Origin of the sequence: Modestobacter muralis, from assembly GCF_010682105.1 — a bacterium.
GTDB lineage: Bacteria > Actinomycetota > Actinomycetes > Mycobacteriales > Geodermatophilaceae > Modestobacter > Modestobacter muralis.
Genome location: NZ_JAAGWH010000060.1, coordinates 1 through 19,653, shown reverse-complemented (window position 1 = coordinate 19,653; position 19,653 = coordinate 1). Strand labels below are relative to the sequence as shown.

Genomic DNA, 19,653 nt, shown 5'->3' with positions numbered 1-19,653 from the left:
GGGGGTGGTGCCGGTCGGGGTGGTGCAGGTGCCGGTGGCGTCGCCGAGGAGGCCGATGCCGTTGCCGCAGACGGTGACCGGGACGTCGGCGTCGATGACGGATCCGCCGGTGTTGCCGGCCGTGTTCCCGCCCGTGGCGACGGTCGGGGCGGTGCAGGTGCCGGTCGCGTCGCCGAGGACACCGACGCCGTTGCCGCACACCAGCACCGGGACGTCGACGTCGGCCACGGAGGCACCGCCGTCGCCGCCGGAGCCGGCCGCCGGGGCGGTGCCGCTGGCCGCGGCGTCCCCGAGCACGCCGACGGCGTTGCCGGTGACGGTCACCGGCACGTCGGCGTCCACGACCGAACCGGTGGACCCGCCGGACGCCGGGGCAACGGATGCCGGGGGTGCGGCCGGCTGGACGACGTCGATGCCTGCCGCGTCGGCCGCGTTGCCGCCCACGGCGATCGGGATCGAGACGGTGACCGCACCGAGGTCGGCGGCGACCGCGCCGCTCAGGTCGGGGAGCTCGACCTCGGCCGGGGTGCTGCCGGTCGTGCCGAGGACGGCCAGGGCGTTGTCGGTGATCGTGATCGGGGCGGTCACGTCGACGGCGTTGTCGTCGGCGGAGGCGATGCCGGTGCCGAGGGCCAGCAGGCCGCCGGTGAACAGGCCCGTCTGCAGGGCGCGCTTCATCCACACGTTCATGAGAGATGTCCTTCTCGAGGGTGGTGCCGGACTGAGGGGGACCGGTCCCGTACAGCGGACGGGCCGGGTGGTGCCGTAGGTCAGCGCAGTGCTGACGGCGGCGGACTCAGTCGGGCGAGAAGGAGGGCTCGAGGAAGGCGGGACGGGCCGGTCGGGAACCGGCGCCGGCCGCGGCAGCCGAGGAGGGGTCGACCGCGGCTCGCGGGGTGGAGGAGAGGTCGGCGGGCGTCTGGTCCCCGGAGCAGCCTCCGGGCCCTGCCGACGACGTGGGAGCCGGGACGGCAGGGATGCCTGCGGGGACTGTGGGCACCCGCGGCGCCGTCGTGGGGTCGGCCAGGCCGGCGAGGACGTCGCCGGCGGTCGCCTGGACGGTGGACGCTGTCTCGATCCGGGACGGCGCCGTCCCATCGGCCGGGTCCGCCGTGGTCAGCGGCGCGGTGGAGAGGAGAGCGTCGGCGGGTGCGACGGCCGCCGCGGGCGCCAGGGAGCCGACGTCGGTCAGGGTGTGGGCGAGAGTGCGCGGGTCGTCGAGGGACTCGGTCACCGACGGCACGACGGGGACGACGACGGCCTCGACGACCGGACGGACGACGGCGTCCTCGACGACCGGACGGACGACGTGGTCCACGACGGGGACCACGACCTGGTTCACGACCGGGACCACGACCTCGTGCAGGACCGGGACGACGACCTGGTCCACGACGGGGACCACGACCCGGTCCGCCACCGGGGTCACGACCCGGTCCACCGTCGGAGTCACGACGTCCGAGACGACCGGCGCCACGACAGGGCTGACCACCGGGGCGAGGGCCTGCTGCGTCACCGGTGCGACGACCTCGCCGACCGGTGCGAGCAGGTCGGATGCGAGCGAGACCACGGGCCGGGAGGTGGGGACGACGTCGTCGGCAGACGCCGGTGAGCCGGCCGAGCCGAGCAGCCACAGGCCGGCGCCCAGGCCGGCGAGCACCAGCGCCCGGCCGACCGAGCGGGGAGGACGACGACGCGGAGCAGCGGCTTGCACGTGCTCGTTCATCGCACCTCCCACTCGTTGTGATTGGGCTCTTACACCGAGTGAACAGGCTGACGGGCCATCCTGCAGTGCCAGTGGCGTCCCTCGATCGGGTACACCTGCCCCCGGTCGAGGTGACGGAGCGTCAGGCGCTGGCCTCGACAGCCAGTGGACCTCCCGGGGGCTCGAGGGCCCGAGAACGGTCGGGTGTCCGTCAGTCCGGTGACGAGCAGATCTCGGTCAGTGGCTGTTGCGGGCCCCATCTCACCACGAGTCGCGTGCGGGCACGACGTCCTCGAACCACCTCCGCAGCGGCCAGCGAGCCACGTCCGGGTCGTCGTCGATCTCGTCGATCGCCCAGGTCAGGGAGCCCGGCAACTCGATCGACATCACCCATCCCCGATCGGGCAGGACGTGGAGTGCGCCGACTCGGCCGTCCTCGACGTGCACCACCCGCACCTCGACGGCGCCCTCCACCACGGGCGACCACCGTGCGACGTCGTCGATGCGCCAGTCCTCGCCGCGCCGGCCCCAGACGTGGAGATGGCGCGGCGCGAGCAGCCGATCCGTCCACCCGAGCCACGGCGTCGGTCCGGGCATGCTCTCGACCGGGCCGCGGCGTGGGCGGAGGACCGTGGCGACCGGCCCCGACGTCATCGACCGCCCTCCCGTCGACAACCTCGAGCCCCCGCCCCACCGCCAGTACTCCTCGGCGAACTCGGAGCCCGCCTCCCTCCCGGAGCCCTTGGCGTGGACGCGTCCGCCGCCACCGTCCCCGAGCATGGGGCCCAGCAGCAGGCCCAGCGTCGGGAGTTGGCCGGCCTGGCCAGGTGCCGTCACAGCGAGTCGCTCCTTGCTCGGAGGGGATCCAGCCGCGGGTGGTGCGTCCTGTCGCGGTGCCGCATCTTCCCTGAAGGAGCCGGGCGTGCGCAGCCGACCATGGTCCCGCGTGCACGCCGGCGGGAGCGGCCCGCGAAGGTCAGGGCGCGCGGTGGCCGCCCCGGGGCGCCGTCCGAGTGTCGTCGTCCCCGCCTGGCAGGGTCGGGGACGTGTCCACGCCCCTCGGCCCGGCCTTCTGGCGGCTCTACACCGCCAGTGCGGCCTCGAACCTCGCCGACGGGGTGATTCGGGTGGCGCTGCCGCTGTTGGCCGCCACGCTCACCCGCGACCCGGTGCAGGTCGCCGCGCTGTCGTCGCTGGCCTTCCTGCCCTGGCTGCTGTTCGCGCTGCCGGCCGGCGCCGTCGTCGACCGGGTCGACCGCAAGCGGGCGATGGCCGCGGCCAACGCCGTCCGGGCGCTGGCCCTGGGCGGCCTGGCGGTCACCGCGCTCACCGGGACGACGTCGCTGGCCGCCCTCTACGCCGTGGCGTTCACCATCGGGGTGGCCGAGACGTTCTACGACAGCGCCGCCCGCGCGATGCTGCCGCAGGTCGTGGCCCGCGAGCAGCTCGACCGGGGCAACGGGCTGCTGACCACCGCCGAGGAGGCCAGTCAGGGGTTCCTCGGCGCCCCGCTGGGCTCGCTGCTGTTCGCCCTCGCGGTCGCCGTCCCGCTGCTGAGCACCGCCGGGGGCTTCCTGCTCGCCGCCGTGCTGGTGCTCGGCATCGCCGGCCGGCACCGGCCCGCCCGTGCCGACGGGCCGCGCACCACGATCCGCCGGGACGTCGCCGAGGGCGTCGGCTGGCTGTGGCGGCACCGCTTCCTGCGCGGGCTCACCGTGGTCTCGGCCGGCACGTCGCTGGTGCAGTCGACGACCACCGGCGTCCTGGTGCTCTACGCCCTCGACGACCTCGGGGTCAGCGAGGCCGGCTACGGGCTGCTGCTCACCGCGTCCGGTGTCGGCGCCGTCCTCGGCGGGCTCGCGGCCGCGCCGCTGGCGGGCCGGATCGGCCGCACCGCGACCCTGGTGGCCGGTTCGGTGATCGCCGCCCTGGCCACCGTCGGGATGGCCGCGACCGGGAACGCCGTCGTCGCCGGCGTGCTCTACGGGGCCGGAGCGGCCGGCGTCATGTTCTGGAACGTGCTGACCATGTCGCTGCGCCAGGCGCTCATCCCCGAGGCGCTCTTCGGCCGGGTCCAGGGTGGCTACCGCACGCTGGTCTGGGGCGGCATCCCGCTCGGCGCGCTGGCCGGGGGCCTGCTCGCCGACGCCACCAGCGTGCCGACGGTGTTCGCCGTGTCCGGGGCCGGTCTGCTCGTGCTCTCCCTGGTGCTGTGGCGGCTGCTCGCCGTCCACCGCGACCTGGTCGCCACCGCCTTCGCCGCCGACCCGCAGCCTGCCGCGGTCTGAGACCTACGGGACGACGGTCACCGGCCACCGCCCGACCCGCACCAGCCGCACCGCGACCGACCCGATGACCCGGTGCCCGGCCTGCTCCGAGGCGCCCACGAGGACGGCGTCGGCGAGGACCTCGTCGGCGATCCGGGAGATCTCCGTGACCGGGTCCCCGCGGGCGATGCGGAAGTCGACCTCGACACCGAGCTCCTCGGCCACGGGCAGCAGCTCCGCGCGGAGCCGGGTGCCGATCTCGGTGTTGGCCTCCTGGACGACGGCCCCGGCGCCGGGCACCAGTCCGGCCATCGCCGGGCCCCCCTCGGCCACGAAGACCACCACCAGGCGGGAACGCTGCCGCCGCGCGAGCCCCGCCGCGTAGGCGACGGCGTGCAGCGAGGTGGACGACCCGTCGACGCCGGCCAGGATCACCCGCGGTCCGTCGGTGCCCCGTTCGAAGGGCCCGGGTGCAGATCGTGCGTCCCCGTCGGGACGAGGAGTGCTCACGCGCCGGATCGTCCCCCGTCCTGCCCGGCGGGGATCGGCCGGGCTCCCCGCGCGGTCAGGCCGACCGGCGCAGCGGGAGGGCGGCGAAGTCGGCGAGCGTGCGACGCAGCGCGACCCCCGGGGCGTCCGCCGGCACGTGCAGCTCGTCGCGGGGGAGCAGGGGCAGACCCACGCTCCCCAGCACCGCCGCCAGCTCCAGGTCGGCGGCGAGGACGGCGCCCACCCCCGCCACCTCGGTGGCGACCTCGTCGGAGGAGAGCGCGGCGCCCTCCGGCGGGGTGAGGAACAGGCAGGCGTACACCCGGGTCGAGTCGTCGTCCTCGGGCTGCAGCAGGTAGAGGACGGTGCGGGCGGCGCCGGTGTCGAGCTCGTCGGTGCGCACCCGCAGCTGGAACGGCGCCCGGTGCACCGCGGTGGTGCGTCGCCGCGTCCCGTCCCGGGCGGACCGCTCCTCCCGCACGCTGGTCGACCCGCCCGTCTCCGGCACCACGTCCGCGACCGGGTCGTCCGGGGCGTCGGCGGCGGGGTGGACGACGGGGACGTGCGCCGCGTCGAGGAACAGGTCGGTCAGCGGCCCGGCCGGTGCGGAGCTGCGGACCGGGGGGAGCCAGGCGCGCACCGCCCGGGGATCGCTCGTCTCCGGGACCGGGAGTTGGGTGTCCCGTGGCTCGGCCGGGGCGATCCAGACCACGCCGTGCCGCTCCGCGACGCCCCAGACGGGCGGGTCGGCCGCCGGCGCGCCACCGCGGCGGTGCACCGTCCAGGTGCGGCCGAGCAGCCGGGTCTGCACGTACCCGCCCTCGTGCAGCTCCCCGGCGAGGGCGACCGGGTGCCAGGCGTGCTCGAGCGAGGGGTCCAGGTTGCCCAGCACCGGGCCGGCCGGGGTCGGCAGCGGCGGGACGGGCTCCGGGGTGGGGACGACGCCGCTGGACCTCGGTGGCCGCACCGCGGCCGTGCGCTCGGGGGCCAGCCAGACCCAGCCGTCCCGCTCCTCCACCGCCCACGGGCCGCTGAGGTCCGCGCGGGGCGGCGGCGTGCCCGCCGGGCCCAGCGAGGGGATGTCCACGCAGCGGCCCTCGGCGTCGTACCGCCAGCCGTGGAACGGGCACCGCACCCGGCCGTCGACCACGGTCGCGTGCGCCAGCGGGACCAGCCGGTGCGGGCAGCGGGCCGGCAGGGCGGTCACCTCGGCGCCGGGCCGCACCCGGAGGACCACCCAGGCCCGGCCCCCGGCGCCCACCGGCAGCGGCGTCGTCCCGACCTGGGCGGAGCGGGCCACCGGGTACCAGCCGGTGTCGGGCCGTGCGGCAGTACCGGTCCGGGAGCTCGCGGTCCGGGAACTCGCGGTCCAGGAGGAGGCCATGGGTCCAGGACAGCAGCCCGCCGTTTCCCGGGGATTGCCGACCGGATGCACTCTCGGGACCTTCCGGTCACAGTTCCGTGACCATCGGGTCACGGGCACTGCCGTTGTGAGCGTCCACACCCTAGGGTGACCGCGATCACCAACAGGCAACGCACAGTGAGGTGCCACCGTGACCCCACCGACCGAACGCAAGCTCTTGACCCCGCAGGAGTACCGGCAGGCGCAGGACTCCCCGGAGTTCGCGGAGCTGCGCCGCCGGTTCCGTCGCTTCGCCGTCCCCATGACCGTGGCCTTCCTGGCCTGGTACCTGCTCTACGTCCTGCTCTCGACCTACGCCCACGACTTCATGTCCACCGAGGTCTTCGGCAACGTCAACCTCGGTCTTCTGCTGGGCCTGGGGCAGTTCGTCTCGACCTTCGCCATCACCACGCTCTACGTCCGGTACTCCGGCCGCACCACCGACCCGATCGCCGACGAGATGCGCGAGCGCCTCGAGAACCGCGACTTCACCGCCGGGCCGCCCAGCGGCCGCAAGGGGGCCACCCGTGCATGACGTGATCGCCGCCGCCGACGCCGCCACCATCGGCGAGCCGGCCGTCAACATCTCGATCTTCGGGGTGTTCGTGCTGATCACCCTGGTGATCACCTTCCGGGCCAGCCGCAACAACAAGAGCGCCGCGGACTTCTACGCCGCCGGCCGCAACATCAGCGGCACGCAGAACGGCCTGGCCATCGCCGGGGACTACCTGTCGGCGGCCTCGTTCCTGGGCATCGCCGGCGCCATCGCCGTCTACGGCTACGACGGCTTCCTGTACTCGATCGGCTTCCTCGTCGCCTGGCTGGTGGCGCTGCTGCTGGTCGCCGAGCTGCTCCGCAACACCGCCCGCTTCACCATGGCCGACGTCCTGGCCTTCCGGATGCGGCAGGGGCCGGTGCGCACCGCGGCCGCGCTGTCCACCCTGGTGGTCAGCCTCTTCTACCTGCTCGCGCAGATGGCCGGCGCCGGTGGCCTGGTGACCTTGCTGCTCGGCGTCACCGGTGAGGCCGCGCAGGCCGCCACCGTCGTCGTCGTCGGCGCGCTGATGATCTTCTACGTCCTCGTCGGCGGCATGCGCGGCACCACCTACGTGCAGGTCATCAAGGCGACGCTGCTCATCGCCGGCGCCTTCGTGATGACGGTCTGGGTGCTCGGCAAGTACGGCTTCAACCTGTCCGCGCTGCTCGGTGCCGCGCAGGACAGCTCCGACGCCGCCAAGACCCCGCGCCAGGTGCTCAGCCCGGGTGCCCAGTACGGCGCCACCGGGACGTCGAAGCTGGACTTCATCTCCCTGGGCCTGGCCCTGGTGCTCGGCACCGCCGGCCTGCCGCACGTGCTGATGCGCTTCTACACCGTGCCCACGGCCAAGGACGCCCGGAAGTCGGTCGTCTGGGCCATCTGGCTCATCGGCATCTTCTACCTGTTCAGCCTGGTCATCGGCTACGGCTCCGGTGCCCTGGTCGGTGCCGACCGCATCCTGGCCGCGCCGGGCGGGGTCAACGCCGCGGCCCCGCTGCTGGCCTTCGAGCTCGGTGGCACCGCGCTGCTGGGCGTCATCGCCGGCGTCGCGTTCGCGACCATCCTGGCCGTCGTCGCCGGCCTGACGATCACCGCGTCGGCGTCCTTCGCCCACGACGTCTACGCGTCGGTGATCAAGAAGGGGCAGAGCTCGCCCGAGGCCGAGGTCCGGGTCGCCCGGATCGCCGCCATCGTCATCGGTGCGGTCGCGATCGGCCTGGGCATCCTGGCGCTGCAGGCCGGCCTGAACATCGCGTTCCTGGTGGCGCTGGCCTTCGCCGTCGCCGCGTCGGCGAACCTGCCGACCATCCTCTACACGCTGTTCTGGAAGGGCTTCACCACCCGGGGCGCGCTGTGGTCGATCTACGGCGGGCTGCTCGCCTGCGTCACGCTGATCATCTTCTCCCCGGTCGTCTCCGGGGCCCCGGTCAACGCGACCACCGGCAAGAGCACCTCGCTGATCCAGGGCGCGGACTTCTCCTGGTTCCCGCTCAACAACCCGGCGATCGTCTCCATCCCGCTGTCGTTCTTCCTCGGCTGGCTGGGCACGAAGCTCTCCAAGGAGCGTCCGGACGTCGACAAGTACGCCGAGCTCGAGGTCCGGTCGCTGACCGGCATCGGTGCGGAGAAGGCCGTCCCGCACTGAGCTCCGGGATCAGGTGACCTGATCGTGCGTGCTCCTGGCTCACCGTGCGACGTGAGCCAGGAGCACGCGCGGTGAGCTCGGACGGCGCACTGCCCGGCACCGAGCTCACCCGACCGCGGTCACCACCCCGTGCACGACATGAGGCGCGTCCCCGATCGGGGACGCGCCTCGTGTCGTCTGGACCAGGTCTCCTGATCGTGCGTGCTCCTGGCTCACCCTGGGACGCGAGCCAGGGGCACGCACGGCGAGCTGGGACGCCGACCGCGGTGCCGGTGGCAGGTGTCAGGCAGCGGTGGCGGTGGCGGGGGCGGGCTCGCGGAACGGGACGGCGGCCGCGGCCGGACGGCGGTGTCGGACGACCGAGCGGGCGACCAGGCCCAGGAGCACCACGCTGCCGGCGACGGCGTGCTGCCCGGGGGCGGTCAGGGCCACGATCACCGCGGCGACGTAGAGCAGGGACAGCAGGGCGGCTGAGGGTGTCAGCCCGCGGGGCAGGCGCAGCGCCGGGACGTGCAGCGCGGGCAGGCGCGGCGTGGACGTTGCGGGGACGGACAGGTGCACGGCTCGACCTCCATCGGCGGGGTGGACGCCCGCCGGGCCGGCGCCCGGGTCCGCGGGTGGGCGGACGGGGACGCCGGCACGGCGACGGCGCAGGGGTGCCTCCCCGGTCAGGAGAGGCGGTGCCTCACTTGAGGGCGTCCTTGGCCTTCTGGAGCAGACCGGTCATCGGGGCAGGCGGCGTGCCGTACAGACGCGGGTCACCCGGGGGCAGGATCGGGGCGTCGGCGGTCGCGGCGATGGGGGCGGCGCGGAACACGTTGTCCGTCCCGTCCATCGCGGGGCCGTTGGCCCAGCGGCCGTTGGCGGCGTCGGGGCCGTCGGAGGCGTCGATGAACGTGTAGGCGAACTCGGGGAGCTCCTCGCTCAGCGGGAAGGCCTCGGGCACCGGGATGCCGTCGAGACCGTCGGCCTTGAGCTCCTCCATCGCGGCGAGCCACTGCTGCTGGTGCATGTGGTCGCGGGTGAGCAGGAAGCGCAGCAGGTCCTTGACGCCCGGGTCGTCGGTCATGTTCCACAGGCGGGCGACCTGCAGGCGGCCCTGCATCTCGGCGGTGGCGTTGTAGGAGAAGTCGGCGAAGAGGTTGCCGCTGGCGGTCACGTAGGCGCCGGTCCAGGGGTTGCCCATGGAGTCCATGTAGGAGGCGCCGCCACCGTTGGCGATCGGGTGCTGCGGGTTGTGCTGGCCGTAGGCCGCGGCCGCCTCCTTGCTGCGGTCGGAGGCGTCGGGCTTGAGCGGCATGTGGTCCAGCAGCCGGTCGATCATCGTCACGATCATCTCGACGTGGGCCAGCTCCTCGGTGCCGATGGCCAGGAGCATGTCCTTGTACTTGCCGGGGAGCCGGCAGTTCCAGCCCTGGAGCAGGTACTGGGTGGCGACGGTCATCTCGCCCCACTGGCCGCCCAGCACCTCCTGCATCTTGCGGGCGAAGTCGGCGTCGGGGCCGTCGGGCTTGGCCTCGAACTGGAGTGCGTGAGTGTGCGTGAACACGTCGTTCTCCCTCTGCGTCGTCGGTGCCGCCGCTCTCGCGTCGACAACGGACAGATGCCCACGCCCGCTGTCACCCCGGTGCCGTCCGGTGGCCCGCAGGGGCCGACCTGCTCAGCGGTCCTTCCTCAGCGGTCGGGCAGGCGGACGACGAGGGTGAAGTCGCCGTCCTCGCCCTGGCTCCAGGCCAGCCGGCCGCCCAGCTCGCGGGTCTGCCGCTGCACCGACCACAGCCCCAGCCCGGTGAGGTCGACCGGTGGGGTGGTCCGGCTGAGGTGGCCGAGCACCCGGTCGGCGGGCACCCCGGGCTGGGTGAGGGACAGGTCGACCCAGTCGCCCCGGCAGTCGGCCCGCAGCCGCACCTGCCGCCCCCGGCCGTGCCGGTGGGCGTTCTCCAGCAGGTTGGTCAGGATCCGTTGCACCCGGGCGTCGCCGACCGTGACGTCGGCCGCGGCGTCGTCCAGGCGCAGGTCGAGCTGATGGGGCGGCAGGCCGGAGGCGGCCACGGAGGCGCGCACCACGTCGGCCAGGGTGCGCACGCCCCGGCGCTCGGCGGCTCCGCCGGTGGCGTCGGCGGTGCGCAGCATGGAGGCGAGGTGGTGGGCCTGCGCGCGGGCGAGCTCCAGCAGCTCCGGGCCGCGGGGGTCGTCGGGGTCGAGCCGGTCCAGCACCGACTCCAGCGCGGCCAGCGGGCTGCGCATGTCGTGGCACATGGCGCGCACCAGCGCGTCGCCGGTGCTGACCGCCTGCGGGGCGGCGTGCGGGAGCCGGCTGCGCACGAGGCGGAGCAGGTCGGTGAACAGTCCGGGCAGGGTGTCGGGTCGTGTGTCGGCAGCGAGGGTCACGGGCACCTCCAGTGGAGCGGTCGGTCAGCCACGCCGGGCGCAACTGATCCAGGGGAGTGACGTGGAGGGCGCTGACGCCGAGGCTGGGCACCGTCCCCCCGTGGACGTGGTGGTCGTGGACGACCACCCCTTGTTCAGCCGGGGGCTGGAACTGCTCCTGCCCCCCGAGAGCGGTGGTCGAGTGCGCGTCGTCGGGACGACGGACGACGCCTCGGCGGCCGCGGCGCTGGTGCGCCGGCACAACGCCGACGTCGCGATCGTCGACCTGCACATGCCCCCGCCCGGGGGCACCAGGGCCATCGCGGCGATCCGCCGGACGCAGCCGCTGGTGCGGATCGTCGCGCTGTCCGGCCTGGCCGAGGCCGATGCGGCGCTCGAGGCGCTGCGGGCCGGGGCCAGCGCGTTCCTGCCCAAGACCACCAGCCCCGAGGCGCTGGTGCGCCCGCTGCTCGCGGTGCTCGACGGCTGGTCGGTGATCCCGGAGTCGCTGCTGCGCCAGCTGCTCGACGACGCGGCCCCCACCGACGACCAGGGCGTGGCGGCGGCGCTGTCGGCCGACGACCGGCGGCTGTGGAAGCTGGTCGCGGCCGGCACCAGCACCGTCGACATCGCCACGACGCTGCACGTCTCCGACCGCACGGTGAAGCGGCTGGTGGCCAACCTGCTGCGCCAGCTCCGGGTGTCCACGCGCGTGGAGGCCGCGGCGCTGGCCGGGCGGGTGGGCCTGGTGGCGGACGCCGCGGACACGGGGCGTTGAGCGGAGGGCATCGCCGCCGGGTTACCCCCTGGTAGGCCGCACACTCCCGGACCGGGCAGTTCCGTTGTGCGCAGCCGTCTGCCGGTCGCGCTACCTGGCCGGGCTGAGGGTGTCGGCCCAGGAACCGGAGGCCGCGCGGGCGAAGTCCGCGGCCTCGTCGGCGGCCATGTCCCGGGCGGCGTAGCCGCCGCTGCCGGCCCCCACACAGGCCAGCACGGTGGCCAGGCCGCCCCGGCGCTGGAAGAACGACTGGCTGACCTGCCAGCCCACCACGGCCCGGCGCTGCAGGACCACGTGCTCGCGCACCAGCCAGCCCGAGCGCACCGCGAACGACCGCGGCCCGGTCGCGTGCCCGGTGGCGGCGTGGCGGGCCAGCCCCAGCGGGACGCCGAGAGCGGTGAGCACCGCGCCGGTCACCAGCAGCGGCCACCAGCCGGCGAGGGCGGTCAGCGCGACGCCCGCGACGAGCACCAGGACACCGGGGACGACGCCGCGCACGACCGACCGCCGTCGCGCCGCGGCCGGGTGACGCCGCAGGGGCCCGGTGGGCTCGACCAGCCGGTCGGCCAGCGCCCAGGCCTGGTCCTGCGGCCCCAGCGGCAGCAGCTGGCCCCGGCGGGCGGCGTCACCGAGGCCGGTGACCAGCGCACTGGCGCGGGCGGCGCCCACCAGGCGCATGCCCACGCCCTGGCTGACCGTGCAGCCGCGGATCCGGTCGATCTCCAGCTCGGTGTGCCGCCGGGTGACCAGCCCACGGGTGGCGATCAGCGACCCGCCCCGGCGCACCAGCCGGAAGCGCCAGTTGACGACCGCGCTGCCGGCGACCGAGCCACCGACCAGCAGCACCAGCCCGCCGGCCAGCACCAGCGCTGCCAGCGTCCCGTCGGGGAGCCCCGGCCGGTCGAGGTCGGGCACGAACCGGTCGGGCACCTCCTCGAGCAGTCGGAACAGTGCGCCGAACGCGGCCAGCGGCACGGCGAGGTAGCCGCCGACCAGCGGCGAGTACAGCAGCCAGCGCGGGTCGAACCGGGTGACGACCTCGTCGTGGTCCTGGGGCACGTCCGGGTCCAGTTCGGCACTGGCTGCGTGCCGGCCCCGGGCCGGGGGGAGCCGGGCGACCAGCAGCAGGGCGCGCAGCCGGTCGCCCTCGGCGCGGGTCACCCCGTCGACCACGAGCTCCTCACCGGTGGCGCCCACCGACCCCGCCGCGGCGTCCACCTTCAGCCGCACCAGCCCGAACAGCCGGTGCAGCGCCGGTGCCTCCACCTCCACGCCGCGGACCCGGTCCAGCGGCACGGTGCGCACCGACCGGGACAGCAGCCCGCGGGTCACCACCACCGAGGACTCCCCGACGGCGTAGCTGAACCGCCACCACGACAGCGTCGCCCACAGCAGCGACAGCAGGGTCACCCCGACGACCAGGACGACGACGGTGACCGTGCCGCCGTCGAAGCCGCGGGCGGCACCCAGCCCGAGGACCGCCGGCACCAGTGCCCGGGCCTGCCGGAACGTGATCGTGTGCAGCAGCAGGACCCAGCGGGAGGTGCGCTGGACGGGAGGGGCGGCCGGGTCGCTCACGTGGCCTCGTCCCGCACCTGCTCCGCCCGCCGGGCGAGGTCCTCCGCGACCCGGCGGGCCACCTCCACCTCCAGGTGCGGGATCCGCACGGTGCCCTGGGACGAGGCGGTCAGCACCGCGACGGTGGCCAGGCCGAACAGCTGCTGGACCAGGCCCCGGTTGACGTCGACGGTCTGGATCCGGCTGATCGGCACCAGCGTCCAGGTCCGGTTCAGCCAGCCGGTGAGCGTGTAGACCGCGTCGGCGGTGACCTCCCAGCGGTGCACCCGGTAGCGCAGCCGCGGCTGGACCCCGATGTCGACCACGGCGGTGACCAGCACGACCACCGGGGCGACCCAGCGCACCAGCACCGTCCACACGCCGGCGTCGGACGGGACGAACACGATGAGCGCGGCGACCACCAGCGCCTCGACGACCGTGGCGACCACCCCTTGGGCGACCCACAGGCTGATCGCCGAGCGGGACAGCGACCAGGCAGGTTCCCGGGCGGGGGCCGGCTGGGCAGTGGACATCACCGCCATCCTGGCAGGACCGGGTGTGAGCCCGGCCGCAACGCGGCGGTCCCCGGCGGCTGCGTGCCACGATGGATCGCGTGATGATGCCCCAGCAGGTGCCGACCGTCCCCGCCGCCGAGGTCCCCGCCGACGCCGTCGTCCTCGACGTGCGCGAGGACGACGAGTGGGTCGCCGGGCACGTCGAGGGCGCCACGCACATCCCGATGGGCCAGGTCCCGGCCCGGCTCGACGAGCTGCCCGAGGGCGACCCGCTCTACGTCACCTGCCGCGGCGGCGGCCGGTCGGCCCGGGTCGCTGCCTGGCTCAACCAGAACGGCTACGACGCGGTGAACGTCGGCGGCGGCATGGGCGAGTGGGACGCTGCCGGCCGCCCCATGGTCAGCGAGACCGGCCGCCCGCCCTACGTCGTCTAGTGGAGTCGATCCGTCGGCGTCACGCCGACGGATCGACTCCGCTCACTCCTTGGCCGGGTACTCGGCGAAGCGGGAGCGCAGGTCCTTCTTGGAGAACTTGCCGACGCTGGTCTTGGGCACCTCGTCGATGAACTCGACGGCGTCGGGCAGCCACCAGGACGCGACCAGCGGCCGCAGGTGGTCCAGCACCTGGGCCTCGGTGAGCGTCTCGCCGGGCTTGACGACGACGCAGGCCAGCGGCCGCTCGCCCCACGTCGGGTGCGGGACCGCCACGACCGCGGCCTCGGCCACCGCCGGGTGGCTCATGATCGCGTTCTCCAGGTCCACCGAGGAGATCCACTCGCCGCCGGACTTGATCAGGTCCTTGGTGCGGTCGGCGATCCGGATGGTGCCGAACGCGTCGAGCGCGGCGATGTCACCGGTCTTCATCCACCCGTCCTCGGTGGTCAGCTCCCCGGGGGAGTCCGGCCGGTGGTACTCGGCGGCGCACCACGGCCCGCGCACCTGCAGCTCGCCGGTCGCGACGTCGTCCCAGGGGAGCTCCTCGGTGGTGCCGGCGGTGACGATCCGCGCCTGGACGCCGAACAGCGGCACGCCCTGCCGGGCCCGGCGGGCGGCCTTGGTCGCCTCGTCGGCGTCGTCGAAGCGGCGGGCCAGCGTGCCGCCGGAGGCGACCGGGTGGGTCTCGGTCATGCCCCAGGCCTGGTAGATCGGCAGCCCGACCTGCTCGCGGTAGGCCTCAGACAGGGCCGCGGGCACCGCCGAGCCGCCGCAGCCGATCTTGCGCAGCCGGTGCTCGCGCCCGGCCAGGTGCGGCAGCATGCCCTGCCAGATCGTCGGCACGCCGGCGGTGAAGGTGACGCCCTCGGCGACGATCAGGTCGGCCAGCGCCTGCGGCTGCATCATCGCCCCGGGGAACACCATCGCCGCGCCGGCCATCGGGGCGGCCTGGGCCAGGCCCCAGGCGTTGGCGTGGAACATCGGCACGACCGGCATCGCGACGTCGTCCACCCCGATGCCGAAGCCGTTGGGGGCCACCACCGCCATGGCGTGCAGCACCGTCGACCGGTGGGAGTACAGGACGCCCTTCGGGTTGCCCGTGGTGCCGGACGTGTAGCACATCGAGGCGGCCGTGTTCTCGTCCCGGACGACGCCGAACGGCACCGGCACGGCGGCGGCCAGCAGCGTCTCGTAGTCGCGCACCCGCGGGTCGTCGGGCACCTCGTTGGTGCCACCGTCGTCCATCACGACCACGGTGTGGACCGTCGGCATCGTGTCGATGAGCGGCCACAGCAGCGGCAGCACGGTGCGGTCGACGAAGACGACCTCGTCCTCGCCGTGGTTGACGATGTAGGTCAGCTGCTCGGGGAACAGCCGGATGTTCAGCGTGTGCAGCACCCGGCCGGTGCACGGGACGGCGAAGTACAGCTCCAGGTGCCGCTGGCTGTTCCAGGCGAACGTGCCGACCCGGCCGTCGGCGCTGACGCCCAGGGTGTCCAGCACGCCGCCCAGCCGCCGGGTGCGGTCGGCCCACTCGGCATAGGTGCTGCGCACCGGGCCGCCGGGGCCGTTGGTCACGATCGGCACGTCGCCGTGGTGCTGCTCCACGTGCCGGAAGATCGTGTCGAGGGTCAGGGGGACGTCCTGCATCAGCCCGAGCATGAGCCGCATGCTGCCAGTGACGCGGCTCACGATCTACTGGAGCCGTGAGCAACGCACCCAGAGTGGACGACGGGATCATCCAGGTCGACGGCGACCGGCTGGTGCTGCCCGACGGCAGCCCCGTCGTGCTGCGCGGCGTCGGGCTGGGCGGCTGGATGAACATGGAGAACTTCATCACCGGCTACCCGGGGACGGAGGCCCAGCAGCGCACGGCACTGCGCGCCGCGCTGGGGGAGGAGGGGTACCGGCGGTTCTTCGACCGCTTCCTCACCGACTTCTTCACCGACGCCGACGCCGAGCACCTGGCCTCGCTCGGTCTCAACTGCGTGCGCATCCCCTTCAACTACCGGCACTTTGAGGACGACGACCGGCCCGGGGAGCTGAAGGAGGAGGGCTTCCGCCGGCTGGACCAGGCGGTCGAGGCCTGCGCCCGCGCCGGGATCTACAGCATTCTCGACCTGCACGCCGTCCCCGGGGCCCAGAACCAGCACTGGCACAGCGACAACCCCACCCACTGGGCGCACTTCTGGACCCACCGGCACTTCCAGGACCGGGTCGTCGAGCTGTGGGAGGCCCTCGCCGACCACTACCAGGACAACCCGTGGGTGGCCGGCTACAACCCGGTCAACGAGCCCGGGGACGCCGTCGGCGAGGCGATCGGCCCGTTCTACCGGCGGCTCGAGAAGGCGATCCGGGCAGTGGACCCCCGGCACGTGCTGTTCCTGGACGGCAACCGGTACTCCACCCAGTTCGACCAGCTCGGCGACCCGCTGCCCAACACGGTCTACACCGCACACGACTACGCGCTGCCCGGCTTCGTCGACGGCGGCCCCTACCCGGGGGTGAGCCGCGGGGAGTTCGTCGACCGGGACGTCGTCGAAGCGACCTTCCTGGCGCGGACGGCGTACATGCGCGAGACCGGGACGCCGATCTGGGTGGGGGAGTTCGGCCCGGTCTACACCGGCGACCCCGAGCGCGACGCGATGCGGTACCAGCTGCTCACCGACCAGCTGGAGGTCTACGCCGAGCACGGGGCCAGCTGGGCGCTGTGGACCTACAAGGACATCGGCCTCCAGGGGCTGGTCACGGTCCCGCCGTCCTCGCCGTACCTGCAGCGGATCGCCCCGGTGCTGGAGAAGAAGGCCCGTCTCGGCGTCGACTCGTGGGGCTCGACGGACGCCGGCGTCCGCGACGTGCTCGGCCCGATCGAGGAGCTGGTCGCCCGCGAGTTCCCCGACTTCCAGCCCTACCCGTGGGGCCAGCACCGCTGGCTGCACGGCATCGTGCGGCACGTGCTGCTGGCCGAGGCGATGGTCGGTGACTTCGGGGCCGCCTTCGAGGGCGTCACCCCCGACGAGGCCGCCGAGCTCGCCGGGTCCTTCGCGTTCGACCGCTGCGTCGAGCGCCAGCCGCTGGCCCGGCTGCTGCGCGCGTCCTCGCCCTCCTGAGCTCCGACCGCTGGTCCCCGCCGTCTGTGAGAAGAGGTGGTCGGAACGTGAGAGTGACCGTCTCGTACTCGTCAGTGACCAGGCAGCTCCAGCAGTCGTCACCCGTCCGGAGGACGGCCGCCGGGCGTCGGGCCAGGCCGGACGCCGGATGAACAGGTCGTTACGCGAACGTGACGGTGGACTTGTCTCCGATGACTTGACGGACGGGGGTTGTTAGCGCTCACACTGTGTCGGCTCGCACAGCGGCGGGCCTGCGCGCCTTCGGGTCGCAGATGTCTCGAAGGAGAGATGTGGCAGTGAACAAGAAGCTCGGGCTGACCGCCCTGGGCGCAGCGATGGCGATCGGCCTCACGGCTTGCGGCGGCGAGGGTGCCGGCGCTGCCAGCGGCGAGGCGCCCGCGGCGACTGCGGCCCCCGAGGAGCTCACCATCGGCGTCTCGATGCCGACGCAGACCTCCGAGCGCTGGATCGCCGACGGCAACGCCGTCAAGTCCCAGCTCGAGGAGGCCGGCTACAAGGTCGAGCTCCAGTACGCCAACGACGACATCCCCACCCAGGGCCAGCAGATCGACCAGATGCTGACCCAGGGCGCCGACCTGCTCATCGTGGCCGCGATCGACGGCACCGCGCTGAGCAGCCAGCTGCAGGCCGCTGCGGACGCCAACGTCAAGGTCATCAGCTACGACCGGCTGATCCGCGAGACCGAGAACGTCGACTTCTACGTGAGCTTCGACAACTTCAAGGTCGGCGTCGCGCAGGGCACCGCGCTCCTCACCGGCCTCGGCGTCCTGAACGCCGACGGCTCCGCCGGCACTGCGACCGGGCCGTTCAACGTCGAGCTGTTCGCCGGCTCGCTGGACGACAACAACGCCGGGTTCTTCTTCGACGGCGCGATGTCGGTCCTGCAGCCCAAGATCGACGACGGCACCCTCGTGGTGAAGTCGGGCCAGACGAGCATCGAGCAGGCCGCCACCCTGCGCTGGGCCCAGGAGACCGCCCAGAAGCGCATGGAGGACCTCCTCACCGGCAGCTACGCCGACGGCTCGAAGGTCCAGGGCGTCCTGTCGCCCTACGACGGCATCTCGCGCGGCATCATCACCGCCCTGCAGGGCAACGGCTACACCACGCCCCTGCCGGTCGTCACCGGTCAGGACGCCGAGATCGCCTCGGTCAAGCTGATCAACGACGGCGTGCAGAGCTCGACGATCTTCAAGGACACCCGCGAGCTCGCCGCGCAGGCCGTCACGGCCGCCGAGGCCTTCCTCGAGGGCACGGAGCCGGAGGCCAACGACACCGAGACGTACGACAACGGCGTCAAGGTCGTCCCCTCCTACCTGCTCCCGGTGGAGACGGTCTACAAGGCCGACATCCAGTCCAAGCTGATCGACTCCGGCTACTGGACGGCCGACGAGGTCGCCAAGGGCCAGTCGGACTGACGTAGGCGCACCACTCGACCGGGCCCGGCAGCACGTCTGCCGGGCCCGGTCGCACCACCTCCCCCGGCTCCTGGTCGGGGCGACCCGGGCTGCCGGGCAATCGTGATACGAGGGCCGGGTGACAGTCCCCCGGCCCACCCATCGGAGAGGCTGGGGACTACGGAGTCCATGAGCGACAACATCCTGGAGATGCGCTCCATCACCAAGACCTTCCCCGGCGTCAAGGCGCTGAGCGAGGTCTCGCTGCAGGTGCGGCGCGGTGAGGTCCACGCGATCTGTGGCGAGAACGGCGCCGGCAAGTCGACGCTGATGAAGGTGCTCTCCGGCGTCTACGGCGTCGGTACCTACGAGGGTGAGATCGTCTTCGACGGCGAGGTGCAACGGTTCTCCGGCATCCGCGACAGCGAGGACAAGGGGATCGTGATCATCCACCAGGAGCTCGCGCTGGTCCCCTACCTGTCCATCGCCGAGAACATGTTCCTGGGCAACGAGCGCAAGGGCCGCGGCGGCCTGATCGACTGGAACAAGGCCAACGCCGACGCTGCCGCGCTGCTCGAGGAGGTCGGTCTGGCGGAGAACGCCGTGACCCCGGTCGGCTCCCTGGGCGTGGGCAAGCAGCAGCTGGTCGAGATCGCCAAGGCGCTGTCGAAGGACGTGAAGCTGCTCATCCTCGACGAGCCCACCGCCGCCCTCAACGACGACGACTCCGCCCACCTGCTGGACCTGCTCCGGCGGCTGCGCGAGCGCGGCATCACCTCGATCATCATCTCGCACAAGCTCAACGAGATCGTGGCGATCGCGCAGAGCACCACGATCATCCGGGACGGCCGCACGGTGGAGACGCTCGACATGAGCGCCCCCGACGTGGACACCGACCGGATCATCCGCGGCATGGTCGGCCGCGACCTGGAGTCCTACTACCCCGACCGCGTGTCGCACCCGGGCGAGGAGGTGCTCCGCCTGGAGGGCTGGACGGTCCGGCACCCCAGCCAGGACCGCCTCGTCGTCGACCACGCGGACCTCGCCGTCCGCGCCGGTGAGGTCATCGGCATCGCCGGCCTCATGGGCGCCGGCCGCACCGAACTGGCGATGAGCGTCTTCGGCCGCTCCTACGGCCGGTACGAGTCCGGGAAGATCTTCGTGCACGGCCGCGAGGTCAAGGCGCGCAACGTCTCCGAGGCCATCGACGCCGGCATCGCCTACGCCACCGAGGACCGCAAGAAGTACGGCCTCAACCTCATCGAGGACATCCGGCGCAACGTCTCGGCCGCCGCGCTGGCCAAGCTCGCCCGAGGCGGCTGGGTCAACGGCAACGAGGAGACCAAGGTCGCCGAGGACAGCCGCCGCGACATGAACATCAAGGCACCCAGCGTGTCCTCGATCGTCGGCAAGCTCTCCGGTGGCAACCAG

General features: G+C 73.5%; 19 protein-coding genes. 8 read left to right on the top strand and 11 right to left on the bottom strand.

Annotated elements, in window-relative coordinates:
- From GCU67_RS19420 to GCU67_RS19410, 3 genes are all read right to left on the bottom strand, one after another.
- Window positions 1-690: hypothetical protein (locus tag GCU67_RS19420; RefSeq protein WP_211661743.1), on the bottom strand; the 690-nt coding region annotated here is incomplete at its 3' end.
- Window positions 691-796: 106 nt separating this feature from the next.
- Window positions 797-1,723 carry a hypothetical protein gene (locus tag GCU67_RS19415; protein ID WP_163613015.1) on the bottom strand — a complete coding sequence of 309 codons (927 nt, stop codon included), beginning with the start codon at window positions 1,721-1,723 and terminating at the stop codon, window positions 797-799.
- Between the two features lie 240 nt (window positions 1,724-1,963).
- Window positions 1,964-2,539: a hypothetical protein gene (locus tag GCU67_RS19410; RefSeq protein ID WP_163613014.1), complete on the bottom strand. Its 576-nt coding sequence runs from the start codon at window positions 2,537-2,539 to the stop codon at window positions 1,964-1,966.
- 209 nt (window positions 2,540-2,748) lie between these two features.
- Here GCU67_RS19410 and GCU67_RS19405 point away from each other — a divergent pair, with 209 nt between their 5' ends.
- The gene (locus GCU67_RS19405; protein WP_163613013.1) at window positions 2,749-3,990 is read left to right on the top strand and encodes an MFS transporter; all 1,242 of its coding nucleotides are present in this window, start codon (window positions 2,749-2,751) and stop codon (window positions 3,988-3,990) included.
- Between the two features lie 3 nt (window positions 3,991-3,993).
- On the opposite strand, the gene GCU67_RS19400 is transcribed toward GCU67_RS19405, so the two are convergent.
- Together GCU67_RS19400 and GCU67_RS19395 are read right to left on the bottom strand one after the other, a co-directional pair.
- On the bottom strand, window positions 3,994-4,479 hold the full coding sequence (locus tag GCU67_RS19400; RefSeq protein WP_163613012.1) for a universal stress protein: 486 nt from the start codon (window positions 4,477-4,479) through the stop codon (window positions 3,994-3,996).
- 55 nt (window positions 4,480-4,534) lie between these two features.
- Window positions 4,535-5,842, bottom strand: coding sequence for a Rieske 2Fe-2S domain-containing protein (locus GCU67_RS19395; RefSeq protein ID WP_163613011.1), 1,308 nt, complete (start codon window positions 5,840-5,842; stop codon window positions 4,535-4,537).
- Window positions 5,843-6,011: 169 nt separating this feature from the next.
- Between GCU67_RS19395 and GCU67_RS19390 the strand changes: the two genes are divergently transcribed.
- Both GCU67_RS19390 and GCU67_RS19385 read left to right on the top strand, forming a co-directional pair.
- A complete protein-coding gene (locus GCU67_RS19390; RefSeq protein WP_163613010.1) occupies window positions 6,012-6,395 on the top strand; it encodes a DUF485 domain-containing protein in 384 nt (127 codons plus the stop codon).
- Window positions 6,388-8,043 carry a solute symporter family protein gene (locus GCU67_RS19385; protein ID WP_338105166.1) on the top strand — a complete coding sequence of 552 codons (1,656 nt, stop codon included), beginning with the start codon at window positions 6,388-6,390 and terminating at the stop codon, window positions 8,041-8,043. Before GCU67_RS19390 ends, GCU67_RS19385 begins: the two co-directional genes overlap by 8 nt.
- 282 nt (window positions 8,044-8,325) lie before the next feature.
- On the opposite strand, the gene GCU67_RS19380 is transcribed toward GCU67_RS19385, so the two are convergent.
- The 3 genes from GCU67_RS19380 to GCU67_RS19370 form a co-directional block, all read right to left on the bottom strand.
- Complete coding sequence (locus GCU67_RS19380; protein WP_163613009.1) at window positions 8,326-8,604, bottom strand: hypothetical protein; 279 nt, start codon at window positions 8,602-8,604, stop codon at window positions 8,326-8,328.
- Window positions 8,605-8,728: 124 nt separating this feature from the next.
- Window positions 8,729-9,592, bottom strand: coding sequence for a manganese catalase (locus GCU67_RS19375; protein ID WP_163613008.1), 864 nt, complete (start codon window positions 9,590-9,592; stop codon window positions 8,729-8,731).
- Between the two features lie 125 nt (window positions 9,593-9,717).
- The gene (locus GCU67_RS19370) at window positions 9,718-10,434 is read right to left on the bottom strand and encodes an ATP-binding protein (RefSeq protein ID WP_163613007.1); all 717 of its coding nucleotides are present in this window, start codon (window positions 10,432-10,434) and stop codon (window positions 9,718-9,720) included.
- Between the two features lie 100 nt (window positions 10,435-10,534).
- Between GCU67_RS19370 and GCU67_RS19365 the strand changes: the two genes are divergently transcribed.
- Window positions 10,535-11,191, top strand: a complete 657-nt coding sequence (locus tag GCU67_RS19365) for a response regulator (protein WP_338105165.1) — start codon at window positions 10,535-10,537, stop codon at window positions 11,189-11,191.
- A 90-nt stretch (window positions 11,192-11,281) separates the two neighbouring features.
- Here GCU67_RS19365 and GCU67_RS19360 read toward each other — a convergent pair whose 3' ends face one another.
- Both GCU67_RS19360 and GCU67_RS19355 read right to left on the bottom strand, forming a co-directional pair.
- Complete coding sequence (locus GCU67_RS19360; RefSeq protein WP_163613005.1) at window positions 11,282-12,769, bottom strand: PH domain-containing protein; 1,488 nt, start codon at window positions 12,767-12,769, stop codon at window positions 11,282-11,284.
- Entirely contained in the window at window positions 12,766-13,281 is a 516-nt protein-coding gene (locus tag GCU67_RS19355; RefSeq protein ID WP_163613004.1) for a PH domain-containing protein, read from the bottom strand. Before GCU67_RS19355 ends, GCU67_RS19360 begins: the two co-directional genes overlap by 4 nt.
- Before the next feature lie 83 nt (window positions 13,282-13,364).
- On the opposite strand from GCU67_RS19355, the gene GCU67_RS19350 reads away from it, so the two are divergent.
- On the top strand, window positions 13,365-13,697 hold the full coding sequence (locus GCU67_RS19350) for a rhodanese-like domain-containing protein (protein ID WP_211661745.1): 333 nt from the start codon (window positions 13,365-13,367) through the stop codon (window positions 13,695-13,697).
- A gap of 42 nt (window positions 13,698-13,739) precedes the next feature.
- Here GCU67_RS19350 and GCU67_RS19345 read toward each other — a convergent pair whose 3' ends face one another.
- Window positions 13,740-15,347 carry a long-chain fatty acid--CoA ligase gene (locus GCU67_RS19345; protein ID WP_246215398.1) on the bottom strand — a complete coding sequence of 536 codons (1,608 nt, stop codon included), beginning with the start codon at window positions 15,345-15,347 and terminating at the stop codon, window positions 13,740-13,742.
- Window positions 15,348-15,403: 56 nt separating this feature from the next.
- On the opposite strand from GCU67_RS19345, the gene GCU67_RS19340 reads away from it, so the two are divergent.
- The 3 genes from GCU67_RS19340 to GCU67_RS19330 all read left to right on the top strand — a co-directional run.
- Entirely contained in the window at window positions 15,404-16,807 is a 1,404-nt protein-coding gene (locus GCU67_RS19340) for a glycoside hydrolase family 5 protein (RefSeq protein ID WP_211661742.1), read from the top strand.
- 290 nt (window positions 16,808-17,097) lie between these two features.
- Window positions 17,098-18,243 carry a multiple monosaccharide ABC transporter substrate-binding protein gene (chvE, locus tag GCU67_RS19335; protein ID WP_338105164.1) on the top strand — a complete coding sequence of 382 codons (1,146 nt, stop codon included), beginning with the start codon at window positions 17,098-17,100 and terminating at the stop codon, window positions 18,241-18,243.
- Between the two features lie 168 nt (window positions 18,244-18,411).
- Window positions 18,412-19,653 (top strand): ATP-binding cassette domain-containing protein (locus GCU67_RS19330; RefSeq protein WP_163613002.1); only part of this gene is annotated, 1,242 nt, incomplete at its 3' end.